Source organism: Streptomyces sp. NPDC014889 (assembly GCF_043081205.1).
In the GTDB taxonomy this organism is placed as follows: domain Bacteria; phylum Actinomycetota; class Actinomycetes; order Streptomycetales; family Streptomycetaceae; genus Streptomyces.
Genome location: NZ_JBIBWH010000002.1, coordinates 361,248 through 374,878 on the forward strand (window position 1 = coordinate 361,248; position 13,631 = coordinate 374,878).

Annotated in this window: 11 protein-coding genes; 9 read left to right on the top strand and 2 right to left on the bottom strand. The window is 73.6% G+C overall.

All coding sequences use genetic code 11. The features are described from left to right. The first annotated feature begins 110 nt into the window (after nucleotides 1-110). The 7 genes from ACF09J_RS04760 to ACF09J_RS04790 all read left to right on the top strand — a co-directional run bounded on the left by ACF09J_RS04760 (nucleotide 111) and on the right by ACF09J_RS04790 (nucleotide 10,337). Complete coding sequence (locus ACF09J_RS04760; RefSeq protein WP_392303922.1) at nucleotides 111-434, top strand: TraR/DksA family transcriptional regulator; 324 nt, start codon at nucleotides 111-113, stop codon at nucleotides 432-434. A gap of 69 nt (nucleotides 435-503) precedes the next feature. Then, complete coding sequence (locus tag ACF09J_RS04765) at nucleotides 504-875, top strand: TraR/DksA family transcriptional regulator (RefSeq protein ID WP_392303923.1); 372 nt, start codon at nucleotides 504-506, stop codon at nucleotides 873-875. After that, nucleotides 872-1,696: a rod shape-determining protein gene (locus tag ACF09J_RS04770; RefSeq protein WP_392303924.1), complete on the top strand. Its 825-nt coding sequence runs from the start codon at nucleotides 872-874 to the stop codon at nucleotides 1,694-1,696. Before ACF09J_RS04765 ends, ACF09J_RS04770 begins: the two co-directional genes overlap by 4 nt. A 105-nt stretch (nucleotides 1,697-1,801) precedes the next feature. Then, nucleotides 1,802-2,455, top strand: coding sequence for a hypothetical protein (locus ACF09J_RS04775; protein ID WP_392303925.1), 654 nt, complete (start codon nucleotides 1,802-1,804; stop codon nucleotides 2,453-2,455). 368 nt (nucleotides 2,456-2,823) lie between these two features. Then, nucleotides 2,824-4,890, top strand: coding sequence for an SPFH domain-containing protein (locus tag ACF09J_RS04780; protein ID WP_392303926.1), 2,067 nt, complete (start codon nucleotides 2,824-2,826; stop codon nucleotides 4,888-4,890). A 174-nt stretch (nucleotides 4,891-5,064) separates the two neighbouring features. Then, nucleotides 5,065-10,164: a DNA repair ATPase gene (locus tag ACF09J_RS04785; RefSeq protein WP_392303927.1), complete on the top strand. Its 5,100-nt coding sequence runs from the start codon at nucleotides 5,065-5,067 to the stop codon at nucleotides 10,162-10,164. Between the two features lie 5 nt (nucleotides 10,165-10,169). After that, nucleotides 10,170-10,337: a hypothetical protein gene (locus ACF09J_RS04790; RefSeq protein WP_392303928.1), complete on the top strand. Its 168-nt coding sequence runs from the start codon at nucleotides 10,170-10,172 to the stop codon at nucleotides 10,335-10,337. Nucleotides 10,338-10,362: 25 nt separating this feature from the next. On the opposite strand, the gene ACF09J_RS04795 is transcribed toward ACF09J_RS04790, so the two are convergent. Then, nucleotides 10,363-10,629 carry a GlsB/YeaQ/YmgE family stress response membrane protein gene (locus tag ACF09J_RS04795; protein ID WP_384426986.1) on the bottom strand — a complete coding sequence of 89 codons (267 nt, stop codon included), beginning with the start codon at nucleotides 10,627-10,629 and terminating at the stop codon, nucleotides 10,363-10,365. A 209-nt stretch (nucleotides 10,630-10,838) separates the two neighbouring features. On the opposite strand from ACF09J_RS04795, the gene ACF09J_RS04800 reads away from it, so the two are divergent. Beyond that, nucleotides 10,839-11,984 carry a TerD family protein gene (locus ACF09J_RS04800; RefSeq protein WP_392303929.1) on the top strand — a complete coding sequence of 382 codons (1,146 nt, stop codon included), beginning with the start codon at nucleotides 10,839-10,841 and terminating at the stop codon, nucleotides 11,982-11,984. A 55-nt stretch (nucleotides 11,985-12,039) separates the two neighbouring features. Further along, nucleotides 12,040-12,708 carry a transglycosylase SLT domain-containing protein gene (locus ACF09J_RS04805; protein WP_392303930.1) on the top strand — a complete coding sequence of 223 codons (669 nt, stop codon included), beginning with the start codon at nucleotides 12,040-12,042 and terminating at the stop codon, nucleotides 12,706-12,708. 16 nt (nucleotides 12,709-12,724) lie between these two features. Here ACF09J_RS04805 and ACF09J_RS04810 read toward each other — a convergent pair whose 3' ends face one another. Then, nucleotides 12,725-13,399 carry a phosphatase PAP2 family protein gene (locus ACF09J_RS04810; protein ID WP_392303931.1) on the bottom strand — a complete coding sequence of 225 codons (675 nt, stop codon included), beginning with the start codon at nucleotides 13,397-13,399 and terminating at the stop codon, nucleotides 12,725-12,727. Nucleotides 13,400-13,631: the final 232 nt, after the last annotated feature.

Sequence of the window (13,631 nt, forward strand, 5' to 3'; positions counted from 1 at the left end):
CCGACCGGCCGCAAATGGGTTCTGGACCCGATGGGAAAGCACGGCCGGCTCGACCAGGGTTGAGGTGTGACCGACCCCCGTCCCCCGTTGTACGAAGAAAGGCACTGACGATGTCGCTCGACGCCGCCCGGACCGAACCCCGCGAGCGCCTGTCCGCTCAGGAGGCCCGCCGGCGCCTTGAACACGCCCGCGGGACCCGGCTGGTCCAGCTGGAAGCCCTCGGCGAGACCGGGCAGACGGCGGACGACCACCTGGCGTCCTCCCAGCGCGAGGCCATCCAGCGGGTGCTGAAGGAGATCGACGAGGCGTTCGCCCGTATCGAGGACGGCACCTACGGGACCTGCCTGGAATGCGGCAAGCCGGTCCCGGCGGAGCGCCTGGAGATCCTGCCGTACACGGGGCACTGCGTCTCGTGCCGGCGCCGTACCGCCTGAACCGGACCGCCCGAACCGGTCCCCCGTCCGTCCTGCCTTCGTCCTCCGCCCTGCCCGAGGGGTGAAACGGTGAACAACCAGATCATCGGCGACCGCGACGCGCATCTGACGGCCGAGGACCTCGCCGCGCTGCGCGCGAACCTCGACGAGCAGCGCCTGTTCCGCCAGGAGCAGCTGGAGCAGATCTCGGCCGCCGCGACGTCCCGCGCGGACGCCCTGCTCCAGCAGCAGGCCGCCTCGCAGGTGGAGGTCCGCGTGAAACTCGCGGCCTCCGCGCGCATGGTCCTCGCCGACGTCGAGGCGGCCCTGGCGCGCATGGACGAGGGCGGCTACGGCATCTGCCACCTGTGCCGGCGTCCCATCGCGCGGGAACGCCTGGAGATAGTGCCGCAGGCCCGCTACTGCGCGCGCTGCCAGCAGGTCAGGGAGGCAGGGCGGTGACCGTCACCCAGCGTTCGCGTGCCGCCGCGGCCACCTGGCACCGGCCGTGGCCGCTGGGCCGACAGGGCTGCGGCGTCGCCCTCGACATGGGCAGCGCCCGCACCCGCGCCTGGGTCGCCGGGCGGGGTCTTGTCCTGGACGTCCCCACGGTGACGTTCCCCGGCTCCGGGGCGGTGTATCCGATCCAGCGCGGCACGATCATCGACACCGCGGGCACGGCCCGGATGCTCGACCGCCTCCTCGGCAACCGCCTGCCCCGGTTCACCCGCCCCCTGGTCGTGCTGACCGCCCCCGTACTGGACGGGGTGGCCTTCCGCAACGACGCCCGTACGGCGGTGGAGGTGCTGCGGCCGCGCGGGGTGCTGACCATTCCCAGCGCGCGGGCCGTCGCCCTGGCCGCGGGTGCGGACCTGGCCCGCCCGCTGCTCGTGGTGGACATCGGCGCGCACCTGACCGAGGTGGTGCTGCTCTCGGAGGGCGCCGTCGTCGACGCGCGCCGCACCGCGCTGGGCACCAGCGACCTCGAATCCACCTCACCGGTGCAGATCTGCGAGGCGGTGGCCACGATGGTGACCGCGATGCTGCGGCAGGACCGTACGTCGCTCACCGTGGACGCCCTGCGCCGGGGCGCGCTGCTGGCCGGGGGCGGCGCCCTGCGCCCGGAGATCACCTACCACCTCACCGGCAGGCTGCACGCGCCGCTCAAGGCCGTGGCGGCGCCGCACACCGCCGCCGTCCGTGGCGCCGCCACCCTGCTGCGTTCCGCGCACGACCTCGCCGCGGGCCCGGCGGGCGACCCCTCCGGGCCGACCGGCCCGTAGACCCGTAGATCCGTAGACCCGCGGACCCGTAGCCCCGTAGACCCGCAGACCAGCCCCCGTCCCCACCGCACAGGGAGAACGAGGACACAGAAGGAGGGCCGCGCCATGGCCGGCGGCATCCCTCGGGCACAGCCGCCCCCCGAAGGACTGTCCCCCGACGACCCGCTCCCCGACGAACCGCCCCGCCGCGTGCTCTGGCGCCTGCGGCGCAACCCGATGCGCCGCCCGAGCGACCTGCTCCAGGCGTGGATCGGCCTCGGCATCCTGCTGGCCGTGCTGGCCGGCACCCCCGTGGCCCTCTTCTTCGCCGGCGACAGGGCCCTGCGTCACTACGAGCGGGCGGCCGAGCACCAGGAGAGGACGCGGTGGCAGACCACCGCGGTCCTCCTGCACGACGCTCCACGCCATCCCGAGCCGGGCTCGGAGGAGGCCAGGAACACCCGCTACCCGGTACCGGTGCGCTTCACCGACCCGGGCGGGCTCGCCCGCACGGCCCGTACCCACGTCGAGCCCGGACTGCCCGCGGGCAGCCCCGTCGACGTGTGGGCCGACACCGACGGACGGATCACCGAGCCGCCCCTGACCACCACTCAGGTACGCAGTCACAGCCGGGGCTGGGCGATCCTCGCCGCCCTGGCCGTCCCGGTCACCGGCGCCGCGGTGTACGGCGCCGCCGGGCTGCTGCTCCGCCGCCGCAATCTCGCCGCCTGGGACAGCGCCTGGGCCCGCACCGCACCCGGCTGGACGCCCTCCCCGTGATCTCGTGGGGTGCCCCGCCCCGGCCCGGCCGGTCTTGATGCACCCTGTCGTCCCACCGGCACTGAAGCCCCGTCGAACACTGCCGGAAACCGGCAATGTGCGAGGCGGTACCGGTCGGGCATCATGTCGCCAGGGGAGCACCGCGGACGGTTCCGGTGCCGGGCACCGGCAGATGTCCGGTGCCGGAGCCGGCACGGGTAGTACCGCCGCACGGTGCGTCGCAGGGGGAAGAGGGGGCTTGACGTTTCCGCGGCGCACCCGCCTCCCGCCGTCTCCCGGCGCCCGAGCCGCCGGGACACCGCGGGGGTCGCACCCGGCCACCCGGTCTCTCCCTTACTCACCGTTCCTTACCGTCAAGGACGTATGCCATGGATGTCATCGGCGCACTCGTCGCGGGCTGCCTGCTCGTGGTTCTCCTCCTGCTGTTCACCTTCTCCCGGCTGTTCCGGAAGGTGGAGCAGGGCAAGGCCCTGATCGTCTCCAAGATGCGCAAGGTCGACGTGACCTTCACCGGCCAGGTCGTCCTGCCGGTGCTGCACAAGGCCGAGGTCATGGACATCTCGGTGAAGGCCATCGAGATCACGCGCACCGGCCGTGAGGGGCTCATCTGTCGGGACAACATCCGCGCCGACATCCGCATCACGTTCTTCGTACGGGTCAACAAGACCGTCGAGGACGTCGTCCGGGTCGCGCAGGCCGTCGGCACCGCCCGCGCCAGCGACCGGGACACGTTGCAGGAGCTGTTCCACGCCAAGTTCTCCGAGGCGCTGAAGACCGTCGGCAAGCAGATGGACTTCACCGACCTCTACACCAAGCGTGAGGAACTGCGGTTCCAGATCATCGAGGTCATCGGTGTCGACCTGAACGGCTACCACCTCGAGGACGCGGCGATCGACTACCTGGAGCAGACGCCGCTGACCCAGCTCGACCCGGGCAACGTCCTCGACGCCCAGGGCATCCGGAAGATCACCGAGCTGACGGCCGTGGAGCACGTGCGCACCAACGAGGCGCAGCGCACCGAGCAGAAGGAGATCACCCGGCAGAACGTCGACGCGCGCGAGGCCATCCTGGAGCTGGAGCGCCGCCAGGCGGACGCCGAGATCAAGCAGAGGCGGGAGATCGAGACCTCCCGCGCCCGCGAGGAGGCCGAGACCGCACGCGTGGTGGAGGAGGAGCGGCTGCGCGCGCAGAGCGCCTTCCTGCACACCGAGGAGGAGCTCGGCGTCCAGCGCGAGAACCAGGCCCGTGAGGTCGCGGTCGCCGCGAAGAACCGCGAGCGGGTCATCGCCATCGAGAACGAGCGCATCGAGAAGGACCGCCTCCTGGAGGTCATCGCCCGGGAGCGGGAGACCCAGCTCACCCGGATCGCCGCCGACAAGGAGGTCGAGGCGGAGAAGCGGGAGATCGCCGAGGTCGTCCGCGAGCGGGTCGCGGTGGACCGCACGGTCGCCGAGCAGGAGGAGTCCATCAAGAAGCTGCGCGCCGTGGAGGAGGCGGAGCGCGAGCGCCAGGCCGTGATCATCGCCGCCGAGGCGGAGGCGCAGGAGAAGCTGGTCAAGGACATCAAGGCAGCCGAGGCCGCCGAGCAGGCCGCCACCCACCGCGCCGCCGAGGAACTCACCCTGGCCGAGGCCCGGTTGAAGACCGCCGACCTCGACGCCCGCGCCAAGCTGCGCCTGGCGGAGGCCGTCAAGGCCGAGGCCGCCGCGGAGGGACTGGCCGCGATCCAGGTCCGCGAGCAGGAGGCCGAGGTCATCGAGAAGGCCGGCCGCGCCGAGGCCGAGGCGTTGCAGGCCAAGGCGCTGGCCGAGGCCCGGGGCACCGAGGCCCGGCTGCGCGCGGAGGCCGAGGGCGCCCAGGCGAAGGCGCTCGCCGACGCCGCCGCGATCGGCGAGAAGCTGAAGGCCGAGGCGGCGGGCCTGACCGAGAAGGCGGCGGCGATGGCCGCCCTGGACGAGGCCTCCCGCGAGCACGAGGAGTACCGGCTGCGGCTCCAGGCGGAGAAGGAGATCCGGCTGGCCGGTCTGGAGGCGCAGCGGCAGGTCGCCGAGGCGCAGGCCACGGTCCTCGCGACCGGTCTCGAGCACGCCGACATCGACATCGTCGGCGGCGAGTCGGTCTTCTTCGACCGGCTGATGAGCGCGATCTCGTTCGGCAAGGGCGTCGACGGGTTCATGGAGAACTCCCGCACCGCGCAGGCCCTTGCGGCGCCCTGGCTGGACGGCTCGTCCAACTTCACCGACGACCTCGGAAAAATCCTGGGCCAGTTGGGCTCGGCCGACGTCAAGAACCTGACGGTCTCCGCGCTGCTGATGAAGATGATGCAGTCGGGCGGCACGAACGCCGGTCAGCTCCAGCAACTCCTCGACCGCGCCGGTGAGCTGGGCCTCGCCGACACCCCGCTCACCGCCCTCAACGGCGCCGTCCGGGCCTGACGACCCGAGCGGAGGGCCCCCAAGCCGCCGCCTGAACACCGCGGCCGGGGGCCCGCCCCACGGATCACGCCGGATTCGGGGGCCGGGAACCGGCCCCGCCGACGGGGTCCCGCCTGATCCACCGGACGGGCCGGACCCCGGGCCCGCACCTCTTCGCGAAGGGACGCACCACCCATGGCCACCGCCCTGGAGACGGGTTCGTACGACTCCGTGGACACCGGAACGTACGAGGTGCTGCGCGACCGGCTGACCGCGCAGGCCGCCGAGCTCGCCCGCGGTGCCGAGCGACTCAACGCCCGACGGGCCGAGGAGTTCGGCGCCACGCGCCTGGACCTCACCGGCACCGGCCGGCTGCGCACCGAGCACCCCAGCGTGCCCCGCGACGTCGTGGCCGTCGGCGACCGCCTGCTGTTCGGATACAACGGCAACCTGCCCGAACCCCGGGTCGGCGACGTCCTCGCGCTGCACGACCGGGAGCTGAACCGGCTCCCCGAGGACGCGGTGCCCGGCCTGCTCGACGACCCCGCCTTCGTGCGGGAGTTCGAGGCCCTGCACCGCTACTACCGGCAGGCCCGGCTGCTGAGCCTGCGCCGTGCCGAGGGCCGGCTGCTTGCCGTCTTCCGGACCGGCGAGAAGGCCGGCGACATCCGGGTGCTGCGCTGGACGCTCACCGCCGACGGCCGGGCGACGTTCCTGGACGGGCGCGGCGAGCGCGACCACGTGCCGCCGCCGTCGCACGACTTCGAGTGGACCGCGACCGGCCGCGAGGACCACGTCCTGGGCCGCCACCCGCACGTCTCGGTGCGCGGCGAGGTCTTCGTCTCCACCGTCGGAGGCCGCCTCACCGTCAAGACGGAGGACGACACCGAGACCGGCGAGGGCATCCACAGCGAGCCGGTCGACGAGCCGCTGCAGGCCCTCGCCGACGCGGACATCGCGTACGCGAGCGTGGGCCCGCTGATCCTGCTGCGGATCCGCCCCTACAAGGAGCAGGCCCACCGCCACCTCGTCTTCCACACCCTCACCAGGACCGTGGTCCGCATCGACGGCGTCGGGCAGGCATGCCGCCGTCTGCCCGACGACCAGGGCATCGTGTTCCCCGGCGGCTACTGCCTGGCCACCGGCGCCCACAAGACCTACGAACTCGACGGCGCGGGGCTGGAGTTCGAGCGCGAGGTGCGTTCGCCCTACGGCGAGGACGTGCTGTACGCCTTCCACGCGCCCGCCGACGGACGCAGCCTGCTGCTGTCGTACAACACCATCCGCGAGGAGGTCGCCACCCCGCTGTCCTGCCACGGCTGGGCGCTGTTCGACGACGGCACACTGATGGCGCTGCGCACGGACCCGTCGGCCGGACCCGACGAGCCGGGCCGCGTGCACCCCCTCCAGCTCTGGAGCTCCCCCTACGTCTCCGACACCCACGCCGCCGCCACGGGCACCGGACCCCTCGGCCGGATCGGCAACGCCGACCTCGTACGCGGCATCTCCGACTGCCTGTCCATCGGCCGCGCCGTCGCCGAGACCACGCCGACCGCCGAGGTGTACGAGGCACTGGCCGCCGCCTGCGTCCGCGCTCTCGACACCCACCACTGGCTGGGCGAGGAGGAGCTGGGCGACCTGCGCACCCCGCTGGACGCCGTACGGGCCACCGCCGAGCAGGTGCTGGAGGAGTTCCGCACCGTACAGACGCTGACCCGGCAGGCCGCCGACGCGCTCGAAGCGGCCGCGGGCCGGCTCGCCGCGGTGGTGCGCCGGCTGCGCGGCGAGGCGCCGCGCGGCGCCGCCGCCTGGGTCGGCGGCCTGAGCGAACTGCGGCAGGCGCAGGGCCACTTGCTGACCCTGAAGGAGATGCGGTACGCGGACACCGCCCGTATCGACGAACTCGCCGCCGAGGCGGAGGCCGACCTCGCCACGTTCGGGCAGCGGGCGGTCGCCTTCCTGGCCCGCGAGGACGCCTTCGCCGACCACCACGAGGAGGTCGAACGCCTCGCCGCGGACGCCGAGTCGATCGGCAGCGTCGCCGAGGCGGCACCGGTCGCCGGCCGGCTCGACGACCTCGCCGGCACGCTGCGCACGGTCACGGAGGTCGTCGCCGGTCTCGACATCGGCGACGCCACCGTGCGCACCTCCGTCCTGGAGCGCATCGCCGAGGTGCTGGGCGGTGTCAACCGTGCCCGCGCCCTGCTCGACGCCCGCCGCCGCGAACTGAGCGACCGGGAGGGGCGCGCCGAGTTCGCGGCCGAGTCGGCGCTGCTCGGCCAGGCCGTCACCGGCGCGCTCGCGGCCGCGGACGATCCGGACGCCTGCGACGAGCAGCTCGCCTCCCTGCTGGTGCGGCTGGAGAACCTGGAGTCCCGCTTCGCGGAGTTCGACGACTTCCTCGGCGAACTGGCCGACAAGCGCACCGAGATCTACGAGGCGTTCTCCGGCCGCAAGCAGGGCCTGCTGGACGCCCGCGCCCGCCGCGCCGAACAACTCGCCGCGTCCGCGGGACGGGTGCTGGAGACGATCGCCCGGCGCGCGGCCACGCTCGCCGACACCGACGCCGTCAGCACCTTCTTCGCCTCCGACCCGCTGGTCGCCAAGGCCCGCCGCACCGCCGAGGAACTGCGCGAACTCGGCGACCCCGTACGGGCCGAGGAGCTGGACGGCCGCCTGAAGTCGGCCCGCCAGGAGGCGGCCCGCGCGCTGCGCGACCGCACCGACCTGTACGCCGACGGCGGCCGCACGATCCGCCTGGGCACCCACCGCTTCGCCGTCACCACCCGCCCGCTGGACCTCACCCTGGTCCCGCACGGCGACGGCCTCGCCTTCGCCCTGTCCGGCACCGACTACCGCGCCCCCGTCACCGATCCGGCGTTCGCGGACACACGCCCGTACTGGGACCGGCGGCTGCCGTCCGAGTCGCCCGAGGTCTACCGCGCCGAACACCTCGCCGCCCGCCTGCTGCGCCGCCACGGCGCGGCCGCGCCGGCCCCGGCCGACCTGCCCGCCCTGGTGCGCGGGGCCGCGGAGGAGGCGTACGACGAGGGCTACGAGCGCGGCGTCCACGACCACGACGCGACGGCGATCCTCACCGCCCTGCTGCCCCTGTACGAGCAGGCAGGCCCGCTGCGCCACGAGCCCGCCGCGCGAGCCGCCGCCCAGCTCTTCTGGGCACACGGCACCACCGTCGAGGCCCGCACCGCCTGGACCCGCCGCGCCGCCTCCCTGGCCCGCGCCCGCGACACCTTCGGCCCGTCCCCCGCGATCGCCGAACTCGTCGCGGAACTCGCGACGGCCCTGGAAACCTGGCCGTCGCCCACCGGCGGTCCCGCCCCGGCGGGCGGCTTCGGTCCGGTGTCCGGGGGCGGACACGCGGCCGCGATGACGAACGGCTTCGGGCTGCCGGCCACCGGCGGTCCCTCCCCGGCGGGCGGCTTCGGTCCGGTGTCCGGGGGCGGACACGCGGCAGCGGTGACGAACGGCTTCGGGCCGGGGGCCGGCGGCGGCCGCGGGCCCGCTCCGCTGGGCGCGGGCGAGCTCGCGCCCGCGGCCGCGGCCTACCTCTTCGAGGAGCTGACGAGCGGGCCCGAAGGGTTCGTCATCAGCGTGGCGACCCGCACGCTGCTCGACAAGTTCCGCCGCACCGTGGGCAGTTCCGCCTACGACGAGGACCTGGCCGCGCTCGGCGACCTCGCCGCGCGCCGCCAACTGGCCGGGGCGTGGCTGTCGGCGTACGTCACCTCCACCGGTACCGAGATCACCGCCGGGGACCTGGCCGAGGCGGTGGCCGCCGGGCTGTGCCCGGACCTGCCCCGCTACGAGTCCGAGGTCTCCCCGCAGACCACCGTCGAGGGCCTGCTCGGCACCCACCCGCGCATCGTGAACCGCACCCTCACCCTGCGGATCGACGAGTTCCTGGCCCGCACCGAACGCTTCGAGACGCGGGAGGCCCCCGCCTTCCGCGCCTACCAGCGCCGCCGCACCGCCCTGGTCGACGCCGAACGCGCCCGGCTGCGCCTGGACGACCACCGCCCGCGCTCCATGGCCGCGTTCGTCCGCAACCGGCTCATCGACGAGGTCTACCTGCCCCTCATCGGCGACAGCCTCGCCCGCCAGCTCGGCACCGCGGGCGAGACCAAGCGCACCGATACCGGCGGCCTGCTGCTGCTCGTCTCGCCGCCCGGCTACGGCAAGACCACGCTGATGGAGTACGTCGCCGACCGCCTGGGCCTGATGCTCGTCAAGATCAGCGGCCCGGCGCTCGGCCACACCGTCACCTCGCTCGACCCGGCCGAGGCCCCGAACGCCACCGCCCGCCAGGAGATCGAGAAGATCAACTTCGCGCTGGCGGCCGGCAACAACACCCTGCTGCTCCTGGACGACATCCAGCACACCTCGCCGGAGCTGCTCCAGAAGTTCATCCCGCTGTGCGACGCCACCCGCCGGGTCGAGGGCGTGTGGAACGGCGAGGCGCGCACCTACGACCTGCGCGGCAAGCGGTTCGCCGTCTGCATGACCGGCAACCCCTACACCGAGTCCGGCGAGCGCTTCCGCGTCCCCGACATGCTCGCCAACCGAGCCGACGTCTGGAACCTCGGCGACGTGCTGACCGGCAAGGAGGACGTCTTCGCGCTCAGCTTCCTGGAGAACGCGCTCACCGCGAACCCGGTGCTGGCCCCGCTGGCCGGCCGCGACCGCCGCGACCTCGACCTGTTCCTCCGGCTCGCGGGCGACGACCCCGCGGCCCGCGCGGACCGGCTCGGGCACCCCTACGCACCCGCCGAGGTCGAGCAGATCGTGTCCGTGCTGCGCCATCTGCTCAGCGCGCGCGAGACGGTCCTCGCGGTCAACGCCGCCTACATCGCCTCCGCCGCCCAGTCCGACGAGACGCGCACCGAGCCGCCGTTCCGGCTCCAGGGCTCCTACCGCACCATGAACAAGATCGCCCAGCGGCTGCGGCCCGTCATGAACGACGCCGAACTGTCCGCCGTCCTCGACGACCACTTCACCGCCGAGGCACAGACCCTCACCACGGGAGCCGAGGCCAACCTGCTCAAACTCGGCGAGCTGCGCGGCACCCAGACCCCGCGACAGGCCACTCGCTGGGCCGAGTTGAAGTCCGCCCACATCCGCGCGCAGGCCCTCGGCGGCCCGGCCGGGGACCCCCTCACGCGCGCGAGCGCCGCCCTTGCCCTGCTGGCCGACCGGATGGGCGCCATCGAAGCCGCCCTCACGGGCCGCGCCGCCTCCCGGGCCCGGCACGCGGCCGAACCCGGAACGGAGGAGTGACGACGATGGAGACGATGACGGCGGTCACCGCGGCGATGGCCGTGATGACGCCCTTCCTGGTCCCGCTCAGCACCGCCACGCTGATCGTGGCGGCCAGTACGACCGTCCTGGTGCGCCGCGACCGCCGCCGCGCCCACGCCTACCGGTGCACGTCGCCGGCCGAGGAGGAGTGAGCGCCTCCCGTACGGCGCCGCCGGATCAGTTCCGCGAGTTGCCGAACAGCAGGCGGTAGCCGATGAGCAGCACGAGCGAACCGCCGACGGCCGCGCCCCAGGTGTAGAGGTCGAAGAAGTTGCTCTCCACGGGCCGGTCGAGGAACCTGGCGGAGAGCCACCCGCCCACGAACGCGCCCGCGATGCCGATGAGTGTCGTGCCGATCAGCCCGCCCGGGTCCCGCCCCGGCAGGAGGATCTTGGCGATGGCCCCGGCCAGCAGTCCGAGAATGATCCAGCCGATGATGCTCACGTCGCCTCTTCTCCAGGAGTGTTGGTTGCCCGGTCGCGTGGTTCCGGATGCCCGCAATGGCCAGGACGCGAGGCCAGGCGCCGGCGGTTGCCCGGCCGGCCCGTATCGGCCACATGTTTTCATCCTTGCGCAACTCCGGAACTGCCGGGGAGGGCGAGCGCGTTGATCCACATGAACACGGGGGACCGGAAAAGCTGCGGAGGAGTTCGATGAGTGTGCCCTTGACCAAGGGCGGCAACGTCTCGCTGAGCAAGCAGGCCCCCGGCCTGACGGCGGTCACGGTCGGGCTGGGCTGGGAGGCGGATGCCGGATACGAGCTGGACGCCAGCGCACTGTTGTGCGACGCGTCCGGAAAGGTGCTGTCCGACCGGCACTTCGTCTTCTTCAACAACCTGAGCAGCCCCGACGGCTCGGTCCGCCACGGCGGCGGCAGCCCCGCCGGCGGCGACGACCAGCGGATCGACGTCGACCTGACCCGCGTGCCCGCCGAGGTCACCAAGGTCGTCTTCCCGGTCTCGCTCTACGAGGGAGCCGCCCGCGGGCAGGCCTTCGGCCAGGTGCGGCGCGCCCACATCCGCGTGCTCGACCAGGAGGGCGGCGCCGAACTCGCCCGGTACGACCTGGCGGCAGGCGGCCTGTCCGGTGAGACGGCGCTGGTCTTCGGCGAGCTGTACCGGCACGGCGCGGAGTGGAAGTTCCGAGCGGTCGGCCAGGGCTACGCCTCGGGCCTCGCGGGCATCGCCGCCGACTACGGCGTGGAGATCCTGCGGGAGACCACCGACCCGGACGGGAGCCCAGCCGCGTCCGGCCCGGATGCCGGCCCGGCTGCGTACGCCCCGGCCCCGCCGGCCCCGATGCCCACGACGCCCCCACCGGTTCCCGCGCCGCCCGCCCCGCCCGCGCCCGCGGTCCCCGTGACACCGACGCCGACCCTGGTGTCCCCGCTGCCGCCGACCGTCACCGCACCCCCGCAGCCCACGAGGAGTCCCGCCATGACCTGCTTCTTCGACCCCGGCCACGGCCCCGGCACGACGAGCGTCCACTGGTACCCGCAGTGGGGCGTGCCCCGGCCGGTCCAGACGTGCGCCGAGTGCGCGCAGCGCGTCCAGACCACCGCGCCGCCGTTCTACACACCGCCCCAGCCGATGAGCCCGGGATATCCCCAGGCTCAGCAGGGCTACCCGCAGCAGGGCTACCCGGCACCCCAGGGCGACCAGCAGCAGGGCGGCCGCCGCTTCGGCACCGGCGCGCTCATCGGCGCCGGCGCGGCCGGTCTGGTCGGCGGGGCCCTGCTGAACGAGGCGTTCGACGACGACGAGCCGGACGTGGTGATCAACAACTACTACGAGGAGTGACCGGCTCCCATGGAGCCGGGGAACGGGGCAGGGGAGCGGAGCAGGGAGGGCGGACATGACCGGTACCCGGTCGCGGCGGCGCTGGCCGGCGGTGGTGCTTCTGGCCGCTGCCTGCTACGTCGCCGTGCGCGCGGCAGGCCTGCCGCCCTCCGGATCCGCTCCCCGGCCCGTACCGACGGTCCCGGCCCCGGCCTCGCCCACCGGCCCGGCACGCCCCTCGACGGCGGCGACCGCGGGTCCGTACGACCCGGCCGACCAGGCCGCCCAGGTGCGCCGGAGGGCCGGCCAGGCGGGCGTCAGCGCCCGGCTGCTGATGGCGATCCTCTACAACGAGTCGTACAAACCCCACGAGCCCGGTCTCGAACGGGCCTGGCAGAAGTACAAGCCGGACGCCGCCTTCGGCATCGCCAACATGCACCGTGCGACCTTCGACGCCACGAAGAAGGACCGTGACTTCGCGAACCGCTCCTGGGACGAACTGCCCGACGACCGCGACCTCGCCATCGAGGCCGCGGCCTGGTACCTGCACGACCTCGCGGCCGTGCTGCCCGCCCGGTGGGCGGCCCCGTACAGCAGGGACGACCTGCTGGCCCTCGGCTACAACACCGGCCAGGGCAACATGCTCGCCTTCGCCCGCGGGGCCACCCCCGGCAGCCAGGCCCGGTCCTACCTCGACGAGCTGCACGCGAACTGGGCCAAGGCCGGCCGGGCCGTCCGATCCTGAATGCGAACGAGTGGCCCTACACCCGGGCCCGCGCTGCCGCGCGGGACGTCGGGCGGGCCCGCTTCGCGGTCCTGGCGACGAGCAGCGGGCCCAGTGGCCCGGTGCTCATCCGTTCCATCAGCGGCACGGCCAGCCGCCGTGCCAGCAGGACGACGACCAGGGTGACCACGGTCCCCACCAGCGCGCCGACGCCGACGTCATGCGGGTAGTGGGCGCCGACGTAGACGCGCGAGACCCCCATCGCCACGGCCGCGAGCAGGGCGACGGACCCGAGCCACCGGCTGATGAGCAGCAGGGCCGCCGCGAACGCGAAGGCGACCGTGGTGTGGTTGCTGGGGAAGGCGTAGTCGTCGACCGGCGGACACGCCTCGATGAGGAAGTCGTGCGGGAGGGCCCGGCAGGGGCGCGGCTCCTGGAAGACGTTCTTGATCCCGCTGTTGACGACGTACGCCAGGATCACGGCGAACGGCGTGGCCAGGACGGCGGTCATGACCGTGTTCCCCTGGCGCCGGGCACGCCACCAGGCCACCAGCAGGAAGAGCGCGAACAGGCCCATGCCGAGGTCGGAGAAGACCGCGGCGGGCTCGTTCAGCCAGTGCGTGTCCCGAGCGAAGTTGGTGACGTCGGTGTAGAGGCCGCCGTCGATGGCCGCGCCGTCGAGCCCCGTGGCGGGCGGGGAGGAAGTCGTCATCAGGTGGATCTCCGGGCCGTGGGTCCACGTGCGTGAGCGCTCCGGGGAACGCGTGCGAACACACGCGGACGCAGAAGTGGAACCCTCGTGAAGCCGGGCCGTCCGAGGGATGAACGTCTACAGATTGGTAGACGGTAGCAGTTGGGGATCCGGTTGCCTCAGGCGCCGTCGCATTGCCCCCGACGTGATGAACGCCTCTCGAAGCCGCTGATGCGGCTGAGGCAGGGGCAGA

Excerpts from the sequence above, each read along its gene's own strand:
- ACF09J_RS04805 (WP_392303930.1), top strand. The coding sequence starts at position 12,040 with ATGACCGGTACCCGGTCGCGGCGGCGCTGGCCGGCGGTGGTGCTTCTG.
- ACF09J_RS04780 (WP_392303926.1), top strand. The coding sequence starts at position 2,824 with ATGGATGTCATCGGCGCACTCGTCGCGGGCTGCCTGCTCGTGGTTCTC.
- ACF09J_RS04775 (WP_392303925.1), top strand. The coding sequence starts at position 1,802 with ATGGCCGGCGGCATCCCTCGGGCACAGCCGCCCCCCGAAGGACTGTCC.
- ACF09J_RS04800 (WP_392303929.1), top strand. The coding sequence starts at position 10,839 with ATGAGTGTGCCCTTGACCAAGGGCGGCAACGTCTCGCTGAGCAAGCAG.
- ACF09J_RS04790 (WP_392303928.1), top strand. The coding sequence starts at position 10,170 with ATGGAGACGATGACGGCGGTCACCGCGGCGATGGCCGTGATGACGCCC.
- ACF09J_RS04810 (WP_392303931.1), bottom strand. The coding sequence starts at position 13,399 with ATGACGACTTCCTCCCCGCCCGCCACGGGGCTCGACGGCGCGGCCATC.
- ACF09J_RS04785 (WP_392303927.1), top strand. The coding sequence starts at position 5,065 with ATGGCCACCGCCCTGGAGACGGGTTCGTACGACTCCGTGGACACCGGA.
- ACF09J_RS04760 (WP_392303922.1), top strand. The coding sequence starts at position 111 with ATGTCGCTCGACGCCGCCCGGACCGAACCCCGCGAGCGCCTGTCCGCT.